The organism is Cytobacillus mangrovibacter, assembly GCF_042865275.1.
Lineage (GTDB): Bacteria > Bacillota > Bacilli > Bacillales > Cytobacillaceae > Cytobacillus > Cytobacillus mangrovibacter.
Genome location: NZ_JBIACJ010000003.1, coordinates 200,650 through 220,411, shown reverse-complemented (window position 1 = coordinate 220,411; position 19,762 = coordinate 200,650). Strand labels below are relative to the sequence as shown.

The following is a 19,762-nucleotide window of genomic DNA, read 5'->3' as shown; positions in this document are numbered from 1 at the left end:
TTCATACACTTGATAAGGACGATTTGATTGCTCTGCGATCTTGTTTTGTCCTTCATACTATTGGTGAAGGATAGTTCGCTTGATACCCACCCCATACTAGGCTCTAAGTTTTAGAAGTTTCCATTGAATGAAAATAAAAATGCACAAGCAACTCCATATAAGGATTTGCTTGTGCATCACTCAGCTATTTTATTGTTTGTACCCCTAAAAATCCCAGTCTCCCACTAACTACATGGCTCCATTAAGCAAATTGCTTATTCTCTTCCTTCTTAAAAAAGCTCTTCATCGCGTGGAATACGTCTTCTACGCTTTAGTATATAATTTTCGACATGGGGGTTGAATGACGACTATACTGGTTTAACTGTACATGATCTATACATTGTATAAATTCATAACAAATTATCAAAAAAATGCTCAGTTTTAAATAAAATGCAGTCTTCAAATTATTTTGTAAAGTCCCATCAACTCCAACTATTTTCATACCTATTTAAACAATTCTCTCCCTAAAAATGGTATGTTTATAGGTAGGAACATTCTCCTGATTTTATTACTTAAACTGTAAAGCAATCATATGCCAAAAGAGAATGTACAATCGCTTTTGCATTTTAAAAGATGACTCCTAGCCATGAATAATTTTCTTTTTTATTAAATTTCATCAAATGACAAATTCTTTATTGCTAGCTTGACTATCAAGGTCCGAAAGGTTGAATCAATTCCTTTAATTAAAAGGGATAAAAATATAAAAAAATCACAAATGCCCATTATCAGAAATCATTACTACAGGTACATACACTCAAGCCGCAAAAGATGAAGCAGAGGCCAGAAAAATAATATGGCGTGATAAAAACTGGGTAGAATTATTCTTACTTCCGTGGAGAGATAGGGAAGCTAAGAAGAGAAAACTGGTTTAAATAATTATGAAATGTTGGAGTGGTTAAGTTGCTGACTCAAAAAGAAGCAGATTACTATATTAATGTTTTGAAATCTTTAAAACATAGAGGAACTATCATAAAATTCCCCTCCCCTACTGAACATATAATTATTGAAGCAGAAAGTAATAATAATAATAAAGATTTATTTAAGTTTTATATAAATCGAAAAGGGAAATACAACATAAAAAAATGTACATATATGTCCAGGTATAAAAATACTCACGATTTGCTCAGAATAGATATTGAAGGTCCAGCTCATGACAACCCAGATGGTACTACTATTGAATGTCCTCATATTCATATTTATAAAGAAGGCTACAACTTATCATGGGCCTACCCATTGCCCCAAATAATTAAAACAGATCCAGAAAACCTTTTACAAATATTGATTGATTTCTTTGAATATAATAAAGTAACAAATATAAACCATTTTTCATATCAGGAGGGAGGTTTGGTTTAAATGACAATAATTAATCAAGATCAATTGAAAACATCTTATATAAATTGGTTAAACGAAAAAATAACCATAAGAGATATAAATGGTGTTTTTCAAATTACCTCCCCTCTTTTAGATCGAAATAATGACCGTATGCAAATTTACGTCATACCAGACGGAGATTCTTTAATCTTATCAGATGATGGTCATGTTATAGATGAATTACAAATGTCTGGGTGTGATGTATTTTCCACTAAAAGGCGAAAAGAAATTCTCGATAATATCCTGAACAAATTTGGTGTAAAGCGAAACAATGAGGAATTATTTGTAAAAGCAACTCTGAAAGATTTCCCCCAAAAAAAGCATTTTCTCTTACAGGCGATGCTCTCAGTCAACGATATGTTTATGACAACAAGGGAAAATGTTACATCCATATTTTTGGAGGAAGTTGAGAACTTTTTATATAAAAATGATGTCCGCTATTCAGAAAATGTATCATTTTTTGGGAAAAGTGGCTTTACACACAATTATGATTTTATCATCCCAAAATTCAAAGAAAATCCTGAACGTATAATAAAAGCTATTAACAATCCAACTAGAGACAAAGCTGAAACACTTCTCTTTTCTTGGGATGATACACGTGAGACAAGAAAGTCCGAAGCTGTATTATATGCTTTTCTAAATGATACAGATAAAAAAATTAACAAGAATATTTTAAGTGCATTTGCCCAGTATGATGTAACTCCGATACTATGGACAAAAAAAGAAAAATATATTAAAGAATTATCCGCTTAATATCCCAATCTATCTTTTGGGATATTTTTTCATTTTCCTCATCGGGCTAATATTATTGTTATTTTCTACTTCAGTGACAAAACTAAAAGAAAAGGCCTAATCGGCCTTTCCCCTAAGCAAATTGCTTATTCTCTTCCTTCTTAAAAAAGCTCTTCATCGCGTGGAATACGTCAACCTTCTGTTTCAATATATAATAACGGAAATCTTCATTTTTAATGTTCTTGTAGGCGGACATGAGGGTTGAATGGCGATTATATTGATTAACCTCTCCGTACCCAAACATATTCGAAACCTTCATCAGTTCCTCGACAAGCTTGACGCAGCGGGCGTTGTCTGATGTTAGGTTGTCACCGTCTGAAAAATGGAAAGGGTAAATATTATATTTGCGGGGATTGTATTTGCCATCGATTAGTTCAAGGGATTTCCGGTAGGCTGATGAACAGATTGTTCCTCCGCTTTCTCCTTTTGAAAAGAAATCTTCCTCTGAGACAATCTTTGCTTCGGTATGGTGGGCGATAAATTCAATTTCGACGGTTTCATATTTGGTGCGCAGGAATCGGGTCATCCAGAAGAAGAAGCTTCTAGCCATATATTTCTCCCATATCCCCATTGAACCGCTCGTATCCATCATGGCTAAAACAACCGCCTTTGAATCCGGTTTAATGACTTCATTCCATGTTTTAAATTTTAAGTCTTCTTGATAAATCGGATGGAAACTTGGCTTGCCTGTCATTGCATTTCGCTTGAACGCGGTCATCATTGTCCTTTTTTTATCGATATTTCCCATTAATCCTGTTTTTCGAATATCATTAAATTCAATGTTTTCAACGATGTTCTCATCTTGTTCTTTTCGTTTTAAATTTGGCAGCTCTAACTGGCTAAAAAGTGCTTCTTCAATTTCCATGAGAGATACTTCTGCTTCAAAGTAATCTTCACCGGGCTGATCGCCTGCTCCTTGCCCTTTTCCTGGTCCCTTTGCACTTTGTGATCCGTCACGCGCTACGACATCACCGATTTGACTTTCTCCATCTCCTTGACCAACATGTTTGTTTTTATCATAATTATAACGAATTTTATATTCGTCCAAAGAACGAATGGGGATTTTTACTACTTCACGACCATTCGACATCACGATACTCTCTTCGGTTATTAGATCTGGTAAATTATTTCGTATGGCATCCTGAACTTTTTCCTGATGGCGCTGCTGGTCATCATGGCCTTTGCGATGGAGGGACCAATCTTCTTGAGAAATTACAAACTGATGGTTATTTGCATCGGTCATTTTTTAAGCCCTCCTTTATTAAATTCTTTTGCACACATTGACCCGAGTTGACATACAATATCGAGAATGTGAACACTCATACTAACTCCAACCTTACCTGATTCTCCAACTTCAAACATATGCCGAAATCCATTTACTAAAGTTCTTCAAAAGTCTTTCTGGACAACTCTAGTCCATTTAGTGTTTATTACTTTATCCTATGCAAGAACTCAAAATAATTTACAAATAATTTCGATAATAAGCCACAAGATTATTTAAATTGGACATGCTCATGCTCTCAAATATTTGCACTCATAAAATAAGACAAGTCATAATAAAGTATATTAATCTATACATAAGGGGTGAAATAATGAGCGAATTCCTTTGTTGCGATCGTTGTGGCGAGCTTTCAATGTATGATAGTACAACATATATTGAAAATAAACCCATTTGTCCGACTTGCTTCGAGCAAATGAACTATGTGCTGCAAACAGCTGACAGTGAAGAGAATTACTAGAATGATGGAACAGCTTATGAATTGTAAAAAAAAGACTGACAGTGTTCTGTCAGTCTTTCTATTTCCCTTCACTTCCAAGCGTTCACCTTTATCTACCGATTTAACAAACTGCCTACATAACGAAGCAACTCATTTGCAGATGTGGAATTGTATCCATGCTCATCAATTAAGCGTGCAACCACATCATTTACTTTTTTAAGCTGCTGTTCATCAGGTGTTTTTGTCGACGTTGTAATCTTCACAACATCTTTCAGATCAGCGAATAATTTCTTTTGAATCGCCTCACGGAGACGATCATGGGAATTATAATCAAACCGTTTTCCTTTACGCGCATATGCGGAAATACGGATCAGGATTTCTTCACGGAATGCCTTTTTAGCATTTTCAGAAATACCGATTTGCTCCTCGATCGAACGCATAAGCTTTTCATCTGGATTAATTTCCTCACCAGTTAATATGTCACGAAGCTTTGATTTATTGCAATACGCCTCGACATTATCAAGATAGTTATCCATTAATGTTTTCGCTGACTCTTCATACGAGTAAACAAATGCTTTTTGAACTTCTTTTTTGGCAATATCATCATATTCCTTACGAGCAAGTGAAATATAATTTAGGTAGCGCTCCTTCAGCTCAGGAGTAATAGATGGATGCTGATCCAGCCCTTCTTTCAATGAACGCAACACATCAAGGGCATTGATCGTTGAAATTTCTTTGCGAATAATAGTTGAAGAAATACGGTTGATGACATAACGCGGATCAATACCGCTCATCCCTTCGTCCGCATGTTCCTTTTTCAACTCTTCCACATCTGCCCGATTATAGCCTTCCACACTCTCACCATCATAGAGACGCATTTTCTTCACTAAATCGATGTCGCCTTTTTTCGGCTCTTTCAAACGGGTTAATATTGTGAACATGGCCGCTACTCTTAATGTATGTGGAGCAATATGAACATCTGCCACATCGCTTTCACGAATCATTTTCTCATAGATTTTCTCTTCCTGTGAAACCTTTAAATTGTACGGAATTGGCATGACAATAATTCGTGAATGCAGCGCCTCATTCTTCTTATTCGAAATAAACGAGCGATATTCTGTTTCATTCGTATGAGCTACAATCAATTCATCAGCAGAAATTAAGGCAAATCTTCCTGCTTTAAAATTACCTTCCTGTGTCAAAGAGAGTAGATGCCAGAGGAATTTCTCATCACATTTAAGCATCTCCTGGAACTCCATCATTCCACGGTTCGCCTTATTGAGCTCTCCATCAAAACGGTAAGCCCTCGGATCTGATTCTGATCCATATTCAGCAATCGTTGAGAAATCTATACTTCCAGTGAGATCCGCGATATCCTGCGATTTTGGATCTGATGGACTGAATGTTCCAATTCCTACCCTGCGATCCTCAGAGAAAATAATTCTTTCGACTTGCACATCCTCAATTCGGCCGCCATATTCTTGTTCAAGCCGCATACTATTCAATGGCGATAAATTCCCTTCAATTCGAATCCCATATTCATCGTAAAAATCTTTGCGAAGATGATGTGGAATTAAATGAAGCGGATCTTCATGCATTGGGCAGCCTTTAATTGCGAAGACGGCTCCCCTATCATGATGCGAATAAGCTTCTAACCCTCTTTTTAACATCGTCACCAGAGTTGATTTCCCCCCGCTGACTGGCCCCATTAATAATAGGATCCTTTTCCGAACATCCAGCCTTTTGGCCGCTGGATGAAAATATTCCTCTACTAGTCTTTCAAGAGCTTCCTCTAGACCAAATAATTGATTGCTGAAAAATTGATATCGTTTCTGCCCTTTTACATCTTCCACTCCGGCTTCTTTTATCATATTGTATACCCGTGAATGTGCAGACTGGGCAACCCATGGCTTTTCTTTAATAATATTTAAATATTCTCCAAAAGTCCCTTCCCATTTAAGCTTCTCTTCTTCATGACGATACATCTCGATTTTTTTTAGTATATCCATAAGGACCTCCCCTTGTCGCATTTTCTCAAGACGATTAATATAATCTATGCGATGAGGTAAGTGAACATGCTAATTGGTGTCTGTTTTCGGTTGTCCTTTTTCAACGAGAGAGAAGAGATATATTTTTCGAAATGGCGAAAGCATAAGAATGGTAGGGAGAAATGAAGTCAATACTAGACATGAGGATAAAATATTTAACCTGATAAAAAGGGACATTTACGCCTTTAAAGGGCAATGGTATCGATAACTAATTAGCGGCTATCAATAAAAGTGTTAAAAAATCTCCATACATTTCATTCACAGCTTGAATGAAATGGGCTATAATAAATTTATATTTCTTTTATTTTTACCGAATATAATAAAGGAGGATACATATACATGAAGACTATTCTCATTATCGGTGTTATGATAACATTCTTAACAGCTATTTTAACATCTGGTCACGAAGATAAGCCTGGTTCTGGTGCAAGTAAATAATTTAAATAAAAGCTGCTGAATTTCAGCAGCTTTTTGTTTTTATATACGATCCATTCCGATTTTCTTCACAAATTCTTTCATATACATTCTTGATTGCTTCTCAAGCATTGTTGCCATTTGGCTTGTCCATGTATCATTTCTCATACCCTTTGTCCGCTCAAGATAATAATCAGAAATGATTTGATTATACATTTCAAGCTGCTCCTGATCTTCTTCCTCATTTTGACGGTATTCATTTTCATGGTAAATATGGTTAATTGGAAGCCGTGGCTTTTTCTCTGTCATTTCGGCTGGATATCCGACAGCTAGACCGAATAATGGCAGCACTCGTGAAGGGATTTGCAGAAGTTCACAAACATCCTCAAGCTTATTTCGGATACCCCCAATATAACAAATGCCAAGGCTCATTGATTCAGCAGCAATCGCTGCATTCTGAGCAGCCAAGGCTGTGTCAATGAGCGCAACCATAAATTTTTCCGTACTTTCAATAGAAGGAACTACATTTTTATTTTCCATGCTACCAATCATTTCGTGACGGTGCAAATCTGCACAAAAAACAAAGAAATGACCATTCTCTTCAACATATGCTTGTCCTCCTGCTAATTCAGCGAGCTTTCGTTTCTTTTCTTTATCTGTCACTCCAATGATTGAATAGGCTTGAATAAAGCTTGATGTTGAAGCTGCCTGTGCACAGGAAACAATTGTTTCTTTTTGTTCTCTCGTTAAAGGCCTGTCTTCGAATTGGCGAACCGAACGATGATTCAATAGTAGATCAATACTTTCATTCATACTTTCTCATCCTCTCATTTTCAGGAAATGCGCTGGAACTAGACAGTTCACTGATTTTTTATTTTGCAAAAAAGACCTGAATGAATATCCAGGTCTTTTCCATTATTTCAAGTGTGAGAAATCTTGCTGACGCAGTGCTTCATAAATAAGAATCGCTGCCGTATTAGAAAGATTCAAGGAGCGGACATTATTATTCATCGGAATTCGCAGTGCACGGTCTTTATTTGACTCAATTACATCTTTCGGCAATCCGGTTGTTTCTTTGCCAAAAATAAAGAAATAGTCTTTCTCTTTATCACTGTAATTAAAGGAAGAATGTGGCTTAACCCCAAACTTCGTTAAATAGAAAAACTCGCCGCCAGCATTCTTTTCGTAAAATTCATCAAATGAATCATAATAGATAATAGTTACGAATTGCCAATAATCCAAGCCTGCTCTTTTTAGCATTTTATCATCAGTGGAAAAGCCAAGCGGACGAATTAAATGCAGAACAGTGTCTGTTGCCGCACAAGTACGAGCAATATTTCCGGTATTTGCCGGTATCTCTGGTTGATATAAAACTACATGCAATGCCACGTTTTTCACCTCTAGAAATTATTCTCTATCTGTTATTATACCACTGTTTTTTTCGGGAATCATTCATCTGCTACGATCGTAAAAAACTTATACTTCATATTCGGAGTGTATGCTGTAGAATCCTCATATGCCCAATAACGCATCCGACTATTTGTTGTATGCGCATTAACTAGCGGCATTCCCATTGCATCCTTTCCAGTTACAATCGTCGTATGGTCAAAACGGCCGTCCCCTTGAAAATCATAGCAGATGACATCACCTAGTAATAATTTATCCGGGCTTGAAACCTCTCTTGCCCTTAATCCAACTTTAGACCCCGGCAAATACCATCTCATCGAGTTTGCCACTGTCCAGCTGTAACTCCAATTATTACTTCTCATCCACCAGCCTTGTGCGCGGTTCGGATACCCTCTTGGTGGGGCTCCGCCAGCATGTAAGCATTGCGAAATATAATTCGTACAATCCACCTCAAATGATTGATAAGCAGGATTATTGCTGTTCCACCATCTTTCTGCATATTGAACCGCTTTTAATCGATTATATTGGTAAGAGATTCTTTCCAAAGATTCTTCTTCCTTTACTGCTTCCTCTTCAAAATTTCCAGCAGAATCCTCATAGACATTGACTTCTTTATCTTCAACTAATATCCCTTTATAGAATTCAGCCATTCTTGTTTCTATTTCTTCTTCCATATAAAAATGCCCTTTTTGTTTGATTAAATATTTAAGGTGGACATTATATTTAACTGAACGCACATCATCCTTTTCTTCTCCAAGTGAAAGGATCTTACCAGTGGCCTGTGCTTTAATAATCTCACCTGAGCGCCTTTGCAGCCCTTCTTTTTTTATCTCCATTTTATTAAATGATTGAGCAGTGCTTCTTGTATGGGAAACGCATTGCTGAACCATTTTTTCTATATGGGTTTGCAGCTGTTCTCTCACTTTTCAACACTCCTTTCATATTTATACATATGAAGGATGATTGAATTTCACATCATAAAAAGGCGGTTTTTGCAAACATTGTTGGTGCAGGTTGATTTCCGCTCCAGGGTACTCGCTTTCCACGGAGTGGGCGCTGAGCCTCCTCGGCGCTCACGTCTCGAATCCTTCCACTCCAATCAACAACCTATTTTGTTAACAGTATTCATTTACACAACTTGTTTAAAAACAACCATCTTATGGAATAGAGCAGAAAAAAATGAGGAAGATCTGTTGATAACGGGTGCGGTTTTAAGGAAGAAAATTAAATGCAACTTCTATTTACTAAGACCGGCTCCAATAGGAGATGCTTGGCTACTGTAATGAAGGAAACTCGGTGAGTTCGGTCGCCAATAGGAGTGATTGGCTACTGTAATGAAGAAAAACCAATGAGTTCAGTCGCTAATAGGGGTGCTTGGCTACTGTAATGAAGAAAAACCAATGAGTTCAGTCGCCAATAGGGGGGCTTGGCCACTGTAATGAAGAAAATCCAATGAGTTCGGTCGTCAATAGGGATGCTTGGTTACCGAATTGAAGGAATCGTAGAAACACCTTCACCAATCACCGTTCTTGACCAAAACCCACCTTAAAATCGGGAAAACCGTCCTCAAAAACTAATCCAATAAGAACAAAATTCAAGTTAACAGCCTAAGGAAAAAAGAGTGCCATTTTTGTTCAATAAAGCACTCTTTTCTATGTTATTTTGTTCAAATTCCATGACATTTGCTAAGCCAAAACAAGGTCATGCACCTCTAAAGTGAACCCTTGAAAAACTAATTCCATTGCTTTTTAAAGTGCTAATTTAATACTAATGCTAAATGGAGTTCCCATTGAAATTTTCTAACCTGTTAGTCCTTTTAGGACCCACCTCATCATTTCATTATGATTCTGTAAAAAAACGTAATCCTCGAGAAATTTCTATTAATACTTCTTCATCCGTTTCTTTTTCCTGTGCTTTTTCTAAGGCAAGCTGGGCTGTTTCACCGCCAATTTTGCCAAGGGCCCATGCTGCGGTTCCGCGCATAACGGAACGGGGATCCGTTGTCATCACTTCAATTAATTCTTCCACAGCTGTTTCATCTTTAAAATGGGCTAAGGCAATGATGGCATTGCGCTGAATAGGTTTTTTTCCCCTCCACGACCCAGCAAGGGAGCCAAACTTCTCTTTGAACTCACGATTGCTTAGTTGGAGAATTGGTTTGAGAAGCGGCTTGACGATTTCCGGATCAGGTTCCATTTCTTCATGGAAGTGGAAGTTCTTCCCTTTGTTTGCCGGACAGGCTGTCTGACAGGAATCACAGCCATATACGCGATTGCCAATTTTCTCACGGTATTGCTCCTCAATAAAACCCTTTGTCTGTGTAAGAAAAGCAACACATTTCTGTGCATTAATCTGTCCACCTTGAACAAGTGCTCCAGTTGGGCATGCCTCCAAGCACTTATTACACGTGCCACATTGGTCTTCGATTGGCTGATCTGGTTCAAAAGGAATAGACGTAATCATTTCCCCTAAATATACATAGGAGCCAAACTCTGGCGTGATGATGGAACAATTTTTCCCGCTCCAGCCAATGCCAGCACGCTCGGCAACCGCCCGATCAGATAGTTCACCTGTATCAACCATGGACTTGCACCTTGCTTCTGGCACTTTTTCTAAAATATATTCTTCTAGCTTTTTGAGCCGATCTCGTAGAATCAGATGATAATCCTCACCCCAGGAGGCACGACTAAAAATTCCCCTTCGTTCTCCTTTTTTACTAGTGACTCTTTCATTCATTTTTGAAGGATAGGCAAGTGCAATCGCGATAATCGAACGAGGCTCGTCCATTAGGAGGGCTGGGTTTACCCTTTTTTCTATATCCTTTTCTTCAAAGCCTGATTGATATTGAAGCTCCTGTTGGCGAATAAGCCGATTCTTCAATTCATCAAAGGTGTTTGCTGTTGTAAAGCCAATTTTATCAATTCCAATGGTTTGACTATATTCAATAAGATCCTTTTTTAATTGAGTAAAATCCATGCTTTCCCCCTCCTCTCATTGTTGGTATATATAAATGAAGGGATTAAATTAAAAAAACATCGTCTATTATGATAAACTATTTTTAAGTAATTTTGGAGGTGGAAACGTTGGAAATTCGTAATTCTTTAGAGCTTTGTTCCCTTTTGCCAAACTTTCAAATCGGCGTGATTCATTATCATAATATACAAGTAGGCGCATCCCCGCAAATGGTTAAGGGGCGTCTGCAAATGTTCCAGGAATCTCTCTTTTTTGATCTAGAGGAGAAGAATGTAACTGACTTAGAGGGAATTAAAGAATGGAGACAAATCTTTAAAGCTTGTGGGAAAGATCCTAATCGTTATCGTCATTCTGCTGAAGCCCTTTATCGAAGAGTGAAAAAGCAAAATTATCTTCAGCCTGTTAATAGCTCGATTGATCTTAATAACTTCTTTTCATTGCAATATGAAATTCCCATTGGAATCTATGATACAGATAAGCTTAAGGGAGAGGTTGTCATTAGACTTGGGGATGATGGAGAGGAATATATCGGTCTGAATGGCAGATCTAATTCTTTGCATCACTTGATGGTAAGCGTGGATGACGAAGGGCCTTTTGGCAGCCCATTTGTCGATTCTGAAAGAACTTGTGTAACCGAATCAACAAAGAATGCTGTTCAAATTGTTTATTTGCGCCACTCCATGCCAATAGATGAAGCGAAGCAAATGATCGAATCTTTGATGAATATGTTTGTGCAGGTTCATGGGGGCGAAAGTGAATTTGAAATAATAGGGTGCTAATTAGAAAAGCGCAAGGCGTCCGCTTATCGGTAACAGGCATAAGACGAGCCGGCATAAAGGTTGTACTGTGACGGATTGGCTTATGATCTCGAACCGATGGCGCCTGAAGCTAGACAATTCTCTAACTCTAAAGTTACACTTTCTTATCTTTAAAAATGGAAAAACGCAACACCTCGTTCTTCTCGAAACGAAACACTGCGTTGTGATATGTATGGAGCGGGTGAAGGGAATCGAACCCTCGACAACAGCTTGGAAGGCTGTGGTTTTACCACTAAACTACACCCGCATGATATAAAAAAAATAAAACAGGTTTCCCTGTTAGAACCTTTTTTCAATGAATCAACTTCTATATATTACTCCCGTTCTCTATTAGCGTCAAGGGCTTTTTGAGAAATTTGTCGAAAAAAGTTGATGCTTGTTATTCAGGTGACAAACTTAGGATACGGCCTGCCACCAGTATTGATCTTTCCCACTATTGACGCGGGGCTAATAACATGACAGAAACACCTATTAAACAGATTCCCGCACCAATCCAATCATACATATCAGGTGTTTTTTTATCGATCCCCCATCCCCATAAAACTGAAAGCACAATAAAAATACCGCCATAGGCTGCATAGACTCTACCGAAAGATGGAAACGTTTGGAAGGTAGCGATCACACCATATAAAGCTAACGCGATTCCTCCAGAAATCCCCCAATACAATGGCTTCCCTTCTCTTAACCATAACCAAATAAGATAGCCTCCTCCAATTTCAGCAAGTCCAGCTAGAATAAACAAAATAATTGCGTAAAGTATCATCATCACGTCCTAGTATAAATGGATAAAAATTCTTTTCTAATCAAATTTTATACTAAGAAATAAATTTATACTATCTTCTTAGAACCTAAAAACTTATATTCTAAAACAACAGCCAAATGATATAATTAGTAGACTGAAAATTTAATCTTTTACGCACTAAGAAACTATGAGCAAAGAATGGGGGTAAGCGATGTTTAAGCTGTATTGCAGACTATATCAAGGCACTTATCGAATCGCTTCAAACTTTTTGCCTTGGCGCAAACCAGAATTAATCGAGGGAGAGAATAGCTTAAGCCAGCTGCCGAAGCTTATAAAGACGGCAGGCATCCATCGTGTTTTAATTGTAACAGATCAAGGAATTTCCTCACTTGGACTGATGGACGGACTCCTAAAAGCCTTGGGGGATGAAGGGTTAGATTATGTTGTGTATGATAAGACAGTTCCAAACCCTACTATTGAAAACATTGAAGAAGCATTAGAATTATACAAAGCTCATAATTGCAATGGGATTATTGCCTTTGGCGGCGGATCTCCTATGGACTGTGCAAAAGGTGTCGGTGCACGCATAGCAAGACCGAAAAAAAGTATCTCCCAAATGAAAGGCCAATTAAAAATCAGGAAGCCTATCCCAACTTTATTTGCTGTTCCAACAACCGCTGGTACGGGAAGTGAAGCTACGGTTGTTGCAGTTGTATCCAACAGCCAAACACATGAAAAATATGCCGTTAATGATATGTCGCTCATTCCACATTATGCCGTTCTTGATCCATTACTCACCGTTCAGCTCCCTCCACCTATTACTTCAACAACAGGTATGGATGCATTGACCCATGCGATTGAGGCATACATCGGCAGAAGCAATACAGAAGAGACAAAAGAATTTAGCCAAAAGGCGGTAAAGCTGATATTCGATAACATATATGAAGCCTATTCCAATGGTGCCAACATCTCCGCACGAACAAATATGCAAAAAGCAGCTTATCTTGCAGGCATCGCATTTACTCGAGCCTATGTTGGGTATGTACATGCGATCGCTCATACTCTTGGCGGCTTTTACTCCTTTCCGCATGGGCTGGCTAATGCGATCATTTTGCCTTATGTCTTAGAGTATTATGGCAAATCCGTACATGCTCCTTTAGCTGAATTAGCTGATTTAGTCGGAATAGGCACATCCGTTGATACAAATGAGCAAAAGGCCGGAATGTTTATTGAGGCAATAAAGGGGCTTAATACTAGCATGGGGATTCCTAATAAAGTGAATGGCATCATGGAAAGCGATATTCCATTGATGGTAGAACGTGCTTTTAATGAAGCCAATCCCCTTTACCCTGTACCCAGAATTTTATCCAAAGAGGATCTTCATTCACTATATCAGTTGATTAAAGAATAGATTATTGATTGAGAGCCATTGGTGTACACACGAATAGGTTTTACTCGAATGAATAACTTAATGAGCGGGTACACCAATGGCTGTTTCGTGCACAATATGATTTAACAATTCGTATCTTTTAAATAAAAAAAGGCTGTTTAACAGGATTCCCCTTGTTAAACAGCTTTTTCCTGATCAATACACTTGAAAATAGGAAACTACTTATCTATTTTTGCGTATTTTTTCCACTTCATCTGCAACAAACTGAACATTCGTGCCAATGATGATTTGAATGCTTTCCGGCCCCACAATATGAATTCCAGGTACACCTGTAGCTTTGATGGCCTTTTGATCCACTTGATCCATATGATTCACTTCCACGCGCAAACGAGTGGCACAATAATCAACTGCGACAATATTAGCATTTCCTCCGAGACCGTCATAAATTTTTGATGCTAAGTCAGCAAATTGATCATTAGAAGCTGTAGTCGTATCTTCATTCGCTTCGTCTGTCTCATCTTCTCTGCCAGGTGTTTTCAAATTAAATTTCACAATTAGAAAGCGGAATAAGAAATAGTAAATAACAGCAAATCCTAATCCTTGAACAACAAGCATAAGAGGCATATTGGCAATTGGTATGCGGAGACTTAAGAAAAAGTCAATAAATCCGGCACTAAATCCGAAGCCGGCTGTCCATTGGAATGTAGCGGCGATAAATAAAGAAAGACCTGTTAAAGCCGCATGTACAACATAAAGTGCTGGTGCTAAGAACATGAATGCAAATTCAAGCGGTTCTGTTACTCCTGTAAAAAAGGAAGCAAATCCAGCTGCTAGCATTAATGAGGCAGCCTGCTTTTTTCTTTTTGTTTTTGCCGTATGATACATGGCAAGGCCTGCGGCTGGTAAGCCAAACATCATAATTGGAAAGAACCCGGCCTGGTACATGCCCGTAACTCCCTTGACCCCAGAACTTGCCCAGAAATTCCCGATATCGTTAATCCCAATCGTATCAAACCAAAATACATTATTTAAGGCATGATGCAAGCCTGTTGGAATCAGCAGGCGATTAAAGAATCCGTATAACCCTGCCCCAGCAGCTCCTAAACTACTAATCCCTTCACCAAAGGAGACTAATCCGCCAAAAACGATTGGCCAAACAAAAAATAATGGAACCGAAACGATTAACATCATTAGAGCAGACATCATCGGCACAAGCCGCTTCCCACTAAAGAAAGCCAAAAAGTCTGGCAGTTTCACATGACTAAAGCGATTGTACATCCATGCTGCAATAAGACCAGAAAGAATACCTATGAATGCATTATCAATTTTTACAAAAGCTGCGTTTACGTTTTCTACATCCACCCCTTGCAATAAAGCAACTGTATCTGTCGATAACATCGTCGTTACGACTAAGAAGGCGACTAAGCCACTCAATGCAGAAGACCCATCTTTTTCTTTAGACATTCCCAGTGCTACACCGACTGCAAACAGGATTGGAATATGGTCAATAATCGAAGCCCCAGCTTTAATTAGGAAGGCTGCTATGACATTCCCTGACCCCCAGCCGTCGTGATCAAGCCAGTACCCAATCCCCATTAAGATCGCAGCTGCTGGCAATACAGCTACCGGCAGCATTAAAGAGCGTCCGAGCTTTTGTAAATATTTCATCATCAGATATTCAACTCCTATTCATCTTTAATAAAATGAAAGAATATAGAATGATCCTTATTTTTTATAGTCTTTCATTCTTTCTTAAACGTTCAATATGGAGTGCAATATACCCTAACTCTTGTTCAGGCAGCTCAATTCCATGCTGCCTTTCTAAATTCTTCGCCATTTCCCTTGCACATCTGTAAGCAAGAGGGAACTTCCTTTGAATCATCACTGACATTTCCTCATCCATCCTATGAAGCTCATAATGACTCAATCTTGTTAAAGTAAATCGCAGATGCCTAATTAGACGTTGATAGGAAATATCATCCTCTTCAATAGTGAGCATGAAGTGGCTTTTTATTGATTGAACCATATCCCAGATCATCTCTGTTTGCCGAACCGTTTGATGTAAATCACCCCCTTTCGGCTTCATTGTATGCAGATGAAGTGCGATGAAAGCTGCCTCATCTATAGGCATCTCTACTTGGCATCTTTCCTTAATATGCTTTATCGCCCAAAGACCCATTTCAAATTCTCGCTGATATAGGATTTTAATTTCATGCAAAAGCTTGTTACTTAAATAAATGCCTTCCTTTGCTCGTTCAATGGCAAAAGAAAGATGATCGGTAAGCACAAGATGAATATGTTCATTTAATTTCGTATTCATTTGATTTTCAGCATACGTAATAATTTCTTCTGAAATGGTGAAATGTTCTTCTGGAATGCGGCTTAGTAATTGTTCCAGCTTGGCATTCTCCCTCATAACAAAGATCTTTTCTATTTTTTCAGCTATTACCCTATCATTTCGTTTCATGTTAAAAGCAATCCCAGCACCAGTCGCGATTTTCTCTCGCCCATCATCAAGGACAATCACAGCATTATTATTGAGAATCTTTTTTATTTTAATTGGATATCCCCTCCTTTCATTTCAGATCGCATCTTACTTGGGGAAAACAGTCATAAGTATGGTTTCACCCATAATGCTTTCTTTTACCTGTTCAAAATGTATCTCTCTTTCTCCACTATTTGTAATCGCAATGGCTGTTATCGTGCTTTTGGCATGATCGCGAACATGCCCCCAATCGACATCAATAAGTAACTGCCCCACCGACACGGAATCCCCCATCTTAACGTGGACAGTAAAGCCCTTCCCCTTCAGTGAAACCGTTTCCAGACCAATGTGAATAAGAATTTCCGTTCCATCATGCGATCGTATGCCGATCGCATGCTTCGTTTCTGCCACAAGGATAACTGTTCCTGCTATTGGGGAGTGAATACTTCCTTCCGCTGGCATAATCGCGATCCCTTCCCCCATCATTTTCTCGCTGAAAACAGGATCAGGTACATGCTCAAGTGGGAGTACTTCTCCATTCACTGGTGCAAATATTTGTAATCTACGTTTCTTAAAAAACTTTGATAGCATCTTTATAAACTCCTTTATAGTCCTCTATTTATCATCGCTCTCCTATCATTACGATAATGAAAAAAGGCATGGGGTAATTAAAAAGAGAACATTGCCCTTTTGTATTTACCACCATGCCTGATCGCATCAGTCACATGTGCCTATATGAAACTTCTTACCAGAAGGATTATTTAATCCTAATATATACTTAATAACCTAGATTCATGCCTATTTCTCTGCAATACAAAAGAGAGAATTTCCTAACCATCTAAATGGAATAATTGATATATTGCATTACTTTAAATGCTCATTCAAAATATTCTCTTCAAGTACGGCGAATTTGTCTCCGTATACTTTGGTAATATGCTTTTCTCCCCAATCACAGAGAGATTCTAGAATCCCTTGCAAGCTCCAGCCATATTCACTTAATTCATACTCTACCTTAGGCGGAATTTGGTTATAAACAATTCGATTGATGACGCCATCTGCTTCTAATTCGCGCAATTGCTGGGTCAGCATCTTTTGTGTAATATCTGGCATCAGGCGCTTTAATTCACTTGTTCGTTTCTTGCCATGTGTGAGATGGCATAGGATTACACATTTCCACTTTCCTCCAATCACTTCTAATGTGGCTTCGACAGATATATTGTATTTCTTTTTCTGCATCCTAATAACCTCCCTATTCATAGGCACTAAAAAGTACCTATATCACCTATTAGTGCCTATATCACTTTAAAGTGCGTACTTCTCTTAAACATCTATGTCCCCCATAATAGCATTTGCGGGTTGAACTTCATCGTATTCATGCATTTATATAGTTTACTTAATGATGATTCAATAATCCACAATCTTTTAGGAGGAAAAGAAATGTCAGTAGATAAAAAAAGAAGTACGTTTGCGCTGCTTGCTTTAGCAGTGAGCGCGTTTGCGATTGGCACGACCGAATTCATTAGTGTCGGTTTACTACCTTTAATCGCAAAGGATTTACAAATTCCAGTTACAACAGCCGGTTTAACGGTTTCCTTATATGCATTAGGCGTCACATTTGGTGCACCAATCCTAACCTCGCTTACTTCAAGGATGTCTCGTAAATCATTGCTGCTCTGGATCATGATTATTTTTATTATCGGAAATGGGATTGCTGCGATTGCTGGAACCATTGAGATTTTACTAGTGGCTCGTGTCATTTCCGCCTTTTCTCATGGGGTGTTCATGTCGATCGGATCAACGATTGCTGCTGATTTAGTACCTGAGAACAGACGCGCAAGTGCCATATCCATTATGTTTACTGGACTAACAGTTGCTACTGTAACAGGTGTTCCATTTGGCACATTCATCGGGCAGCAGTTCGGCTGGCGAATGGCTTTCATCGTGATTGTTACTGTTGGAGTTATTGCGCTTATCGCAAATAGCATCCTCGTTCCGTCGAATCTGCGAAAAGGAAATCGTACAACCATAAGTGATCAGTTCAAATTAATAACAAATGGACGATTGCTGCTTGTTTTTGCTATCACCGCTTTAGGTTATGGCGGAACATTCGTTGTCTTTACTTATTTATCCCCCATCCTGCAGACAATTACAGGATTTAAAGAAGGAACTGTCGCCATCATCCTGCTTGTATACGGGATTGCCATCGCGATTGGAAACATGGTAGGCGGAAAATTATCGAATCAAAACCCAATTAAAGCCTTGTTTTACATGTTTATCGTTCAAGCCATTGTTCTATTTGTCTTGATGTTTACCGCACCATTTAAAATAGCAGGATTAATCACGATTTTCCTCATGGGGCTTCTTGCTTTTATGAATGTCCCTGGCTTACAAGTATATGCTGTCATGCTGGCAGAGCGCTTTGTACCAGCAGCCGTTGATGTGGCTTCTGCAATCAATATCGCTGCCTTTAATGCAGGAATTGCTATTGGCTCCTTCTTAGGCGGTGTCATTACCGACTCGATCGGCCTTCTTCACACCACTTGGATTGGCGCATTGATGGTGCTAGCAGCTGTGCTGCTTACAGGCTTGAGCCGCAGACTTGAAGGGAGTGATCAGAAAAAAACTGCTTTTGGGAATTCAATTTTAGAAAAAAATAATGGAGGTTTAAGAATATAATGAAAAACTTACAATCTACAACAACTTTGCATAATGGGGTACAAATGCCTTGGTTCGGAATTGGTGTCTTTAAGGTAGAAGAAGGGCCAGAACTCGTAAATGCTGTGAAGTTCGCAATAAAACATGGCTACCGTAGCATCGATACAGCAGCCATTTATAATAATGAAGAAAGTGTCGGACAGGCTATCCGTGAAGGCATACAAGAATCAGGTATCGCAAGAGAGGATCTATTCGTCACATCTAAAGTGTGGAACGCTGATTTAGGCTATGAAGCTACCATTGCTGCCTATGAAACTAGCTTAAAGAAGCTTGGGCTGGAGTATTTGGATTTATATCTCGTTCACTGGCCAGTCGAAGGAAAATATAAAGAGGCATGGCGTGCATTAGAAACGCTTTATAAAGCAGGAAAAATTAGAGCAATTGGCGTGAGCAACTTCCAAGTCCACCATCTGCAAGAATTAATGAAGGATGCAGAAATCATGCCGATGATCAATCAAGTCGAATACCACCCGCGTTTAACCCAGAAGGAAGTTCAAGCTTACTGCCAAGAGCATGGCATTCAGTTAGGAGCTTGGTCGCCTTTAATGCAAGGTCAATTATTGGATCATCCTGCTTTACAAGAAATTGCTGCAAAATATAACAAATCCATCGCGCAAATTATTTTACGATGGGATTTACAAAATGGCGTTGTTACAATTCCAAAATCAACGAAAGAGCATCGAATTGTTGAAAATGCAAACATCTTTGATTTTGAGCTAACTACAGAAGACATGGAGCAAATCAATGCCCTCAATCAAAATCATCGAGTGGGACCAGATCCTGATAACTTTGATTTTTAAATGGCTATTTTATCTGTGTAAAAAAAGCAGGAATGCATTTTCCTGCTTTT

At 38.6% G+C, this 19,762-nt stretch carries 18 protein-coding genes and 1 tRNA gene; 7 read left to right on the top strand and 12 right to left on the bottom strand.

Annotated elements, in window-relative coordinates; genetic code table 11:
• Window positions 1-939 precede the first annotated feature (939 nt).
• Together ACFYKT_RS07465 and ACFYKT_RS07460 are read left to right on the top strand one after the other, a co-directional pair.
• A complete protein-coding gene (locus ACFYKT_RS07465) occupies window positions 940-1,392 on the top strand; it encodes a DUF6978 family protein (protein WP_389217685.1) in 453 nt (150 codons plus the stop codon).
• On the top strand, window positions 1,393-2,163 hold the full coding sequence (locus tag ACFYKT_RS07460; RefSeq protein WP_389217683.1) for a DUF1829 domain-containing protein: 771 nt from the start codon (window positions 1,393-1,395) through the stop codon (window positions 2,161-2,163).
• 112 nt (window positions 2,164-2,275) lie between these two features.
• Here ACFYKT_RS07460 and yhbH read toward each other — a convergent pair whose 3' ends face one another.
• Window positions 2,276-3,445, bottom strand: coding sequence for a sporulation protein YhbH (gene yhbH / locus ACFYKT_RS07455; protein WP_389217680.1), 1,170 nt, complete (start codon window positions 3,443-3,445; stop codon window positions 2,276-2,278).
• 349 nt (window positions 3,446-3,794) lie between these two features.
• On the opposite strand from yhbH, the gene ACFYKT_RS07450 reads away from it, so the two are divergent.
• A complete protein-coding gene (locus ACFYKT_RS07450; protein ID WP_389217677.1) occupies window positions 3,795-3,941 on the top strand; it encodes a hypothetical protein in 147 nt (48 codons plus the stop codon).
• A gap of 92 nt (window positions 3,942-4,033) precedes the next feature.
• On the opposite strand, the gene ACFYKT_RS07445 is transcribed toward ACFYKT_RS07450, so the two are convergent.
• The 5 genes from ACFYKT_RS07445 to queG form a co-directional block, all read right to left on the bottom strand.
• Window positions 4,034-5,929, bottom strand: coding sequence for a PrkA family serine protein kinase (locus tag ACFYKT_RS07445; RefSeq protein WP_389217675.1), 1,896 nt, complete (start codon window positions 5,927-5,929; stop codon window positions 4,034-4,036).
• A gap of 516 nt (window positions 5,930-6,445) precedes the next feature.
• Window positions 6,446-7,195, bottom strand: coding sequence for an oxygen-insensitive NADPH nitroreductase (nfsA, locus tag ACFYKT_RS07440; RefSeq protein ID WP_389217672.1), 750 nt, complete (start codon window positions 7,193-7,195; stop codon window positions 6,446-6,448).
• Window positions 7,196-7,297: 102 nt separating this feature from the next.
• Complete coding sequence (gene trmL, locus ACFYKT_RS07435; RefSeq protein WP_389217669.1) at window positions 7,298-7,771, bottom strand: tRNA (uridine(34)/cytosine(34)/5-carboxymethylaminomethyluridine(34)-2'-O)-methyltransferase TrmL; 474 nt, start codon at window positions 7,769-7,771, stop codon at window positions 7,298-7,300.
• A 59-nt stretch (window positions 7,772-7,830) separates the two neighbouring features.
• Window positions 7,831-8,712 carry an amidase domain-containing protein gene (locus ACFYKT_RS07430; RefSeq protein WP_389217666.1) on the bottom strand — a complete coding sequence of 294 codons (882 nt, stop codon included), beginning with the start codon at window positions 8,710-8,712 and terminating at the stop codon, window positions 7,831-7,833.
• Between the two features lie 916 nt (window positions 8,713-9,628).
• Entirely contained in the window at window positions 9,629-10,765 is a 1,137-nt protein-coding gene (gene queG / locus ACFYKT_RS07425) for a tRNA epoxyqueuosine(34) reductase QueG (protein ID WP_389217663.1), read from the bottom strand.
• A 107-nt stretch (window positions 10,766-10,872) separates the two neighbouring features.
• Between queG and ACFYKT_RS07420 the strand changes: the two genes are divergently transcribed.
• Window positions 10,873-11,541, top strand: a complete 669-nt coding sequence (locus tag ACFYKT_RS07420; RefSeq protein WP_389217661.1) for a B3/B4 domain-containing protein — start codon at window positions 10,873-10,875, stop codon at window positions 11,539-11,541.
• A 212-nt stretch (window positions 11,542-11,753) separates the two neighbouring features.
• Here ACFYKT_RS07420 and ACFYKT_RS07415 read toward each other — a convergent pair.
• Both ACFYKT_RS07415 and ACFYKT_RS07410 read right to left on the bottom strand, forming a co-directional pair.
• A tRNA-Gly gene (locus ACFYKT_RS07415) sits at window positions 11,754-11,827 on the bottom strand.
• 186 nt (window positions 11,828-12,013) lie between these two features.
• Window positions 12,014-12,343 carry a YnfA family protein gene (locus ACFYKT_RS07410; RefSeq protein ID WP_389217658.1) on the bottom strand — a complete coding sequence of 110 codons (330 nt, stop codon included), beginning with the start codon at window positions 12,341-12,343 and terminating at the stop codon, window positions 12,014-12,016.
• Window positions 12,344-12,533: 190 nt separating this feature from the next.
• Here ACFYKT_RS07410 and ACFYKT_RS07405 point away from each other — a divergent pair, with 190 nt between their 5' ends.
• Window positions 12,534-13,733, top strand: a complete 1,200-nt coding sequence (locus ACFYKT_RS07405) for an iron-containing alcohol dehydrogenase (RefSeq protein WP_389217655.1) — start codon at window positions 12,534-12,536, stop codon at window positions 13,731-13,733.
• Window positions 13,734-13,934: 201 nt separating this feature from the next.
• On the opposite strand, the gene nagE is transcribed toward ACFYKT_RS07405, so the two are convergent.
• The 4 genes from nagE to ACFYKT_RS07385 form a co-directional block, all read right to left on the bottom strand.
• Window positions 13,935-15,383, bottom strand: a complete 1,449-nt coding sequence (gene nagE / locus ACFYKT_RS07400) for an N-acetylglucosamine-specific PTS transporter subunit IIBC (protein ID WP_389217652.1) — start codon at window positions 15,381-15,383, stop codon at window positions 13,935-13,937.
• 61 nt (window positions 15,384-15,444) lie between these two features.
• On the bottom strand, window positions 15,445-16,272 hold the full coding sequence (locus ACFYKT_RS07395) for a PRD domain-containing protein (protein ID WP_389218302.1): 828 nt from the start codon (window positions 16,270-16,272) through the stop codon (window positions 15,445-15,447).
• Between the two features lie 33 nt (window positions 16,273-16,305).
• Window positions 16,306-16,788 carry a PTS sugar transporter subunit IIA gene (locus ACFYKT_RS07390; RefSeq protein WP_389217649.1) on the bottom strand — a complete coding sequence of 161 codons (483 nt, stop codon included), beginning with the start codon at window positions 16,786-16,788 and terminating at the stop codon, window positions 16,306-16,308.
• A gap of 273 nt (window positions 16,789-17,061) precedes the next feature.
• The gene (locus tag ACFYKT_RS07385) at window positions 17,062-17,433 is read right to left on the bottom strand and encodes a winged helix-turn-helix transcriptional regulator (protein ID WP_389217647.1); all 372 of its coding nucleotides are present in this window, start codon (window positions 17,431-17,433) and stop codon (window positions 17,062-17,064) included.
• 201 nt (window positions 17,434-17,634) lie between these two features.
• Between ACFYKT_RS07385 and ACFYKT_RS07380 the strand changes: the two genes are divergently transcribed.
• Window positions 17,635-18,873: an MFS transporter gene (locus tag ACFYKT_RS07380; protein WP_389217644.1), complete on the top strand. Its 1,239-nt coding sequence runs from the start codon at window positions 17,635-17,637 to the stop codon at window positions 18,871-18,873.
• Window positions 18,870-19,712: an aldo/keto reductase gene (locus ACFYKT_RS07375; protein ID WP_389218299.1), complete on the top strand. Its 843-nt coding sequence runs from the start codon at window positions 18,870-18,872 to the stop codon at window positions 19,710-19,712. The genes ACFYKT_RS07380 and ACFYKT_RS07375 overlap by 4 nt, the downstream gene beginning before the upstream one ends.
• The last annotated feature ends 50 nt before the right edge of the window (window positions 19,713-19,762 follow it).

What these genes read in the sequence shown, in the direction of transcription:
- ACFYKT_RS07460 (WP_389217683.1), top strand. Translation starts at nt 1,393, where the DNA reads ATGACAATAATTAATCAAGATCAATTGAAAACATCTTATATAAATTGG.
- yhbH (WP_389217680.1), bottom strand. Translation starts at nt 3,445, where the DNA reads ATGACCGATGCAAATAACCATCAGTTTGTAATTTCTCAAGAAGATTGG.
- ACFYKT_RS07450 (WP_389217677.1), top strand. Translation starts at nt 3,795, where the DNA reads ATGAGCGAATTCCTTTGTTGCGATCGTTGTGGCGAGCTTTCAATGTAT.
- ACFYKT_RS07445 (WP_389217675.1), bottom strand. Translation starts at nt 5,929, where the DNA reads ATGGATATACTAAAAAAAATCGAGATGTATCGTCATGAAGAAGAGAAG.
- nfsA (WP_389217672.1), bottom strand. Translation starts at nt 7,195, where the DNA reads ATGAATGAAAGTATTGATCTACTATTGAATCATCGTTCGGTTCGCCAA.
- queG (WP_389217663.1), bottom strand. Translation starts at nt 10,765, where the DNA reads ATGGATTTTACTCAATTAAAAAAGGATCTTATTGAATATAGTCAAACC.
- ACFYKT_RS07410 (WP_389217658.1), bottom strand. Translation starts at nt 12,343, where the DNA reads ATGATACTTTACGCAATTATTTTGTTTATTCTAGCTGGACTTGCTGAA.
- ACFYKT_RS07405 (WP_389217655.1), top strand. Translation starts at nt 12,534, where the DNA reads ATGTTTAAGCTGTATTGCAGACTATATCAAGGCACTTATCGAATCGCT.
- nagE (WP_389217652.1), bottom strand. Translation starts at nt 15,383, where the DNA reads ATGATGAAATATTTACAAAAGCTCGGACGCTCTTTAATGCTGCCGGTA.
- ACFYKT_RS07390 (WP_389217649.1), bottom strand. Translation starts at nt 16,788, where the DNA reads ATGCTATCAAAGTTTTTTAAGAAACGTAGATTACAAATATTTGCACCA.
- ACFYKT_RS07385 (WP_389217647.1), bottom strand. Translation starts at nt 17,433, where the DNA reads ATGCAGAAAAAGAAATACAATATATCTGTCGAAGCCACATTAGAAGTG.
- ACFYKT_RS07380 (WP_389217644.1), top strand. Translation starts at nt 17,635, where the DNA reads ATGTCAGTAGATAAAAAAAGAAGTACGTTTGCGCTGCTTGCTTTAGCA.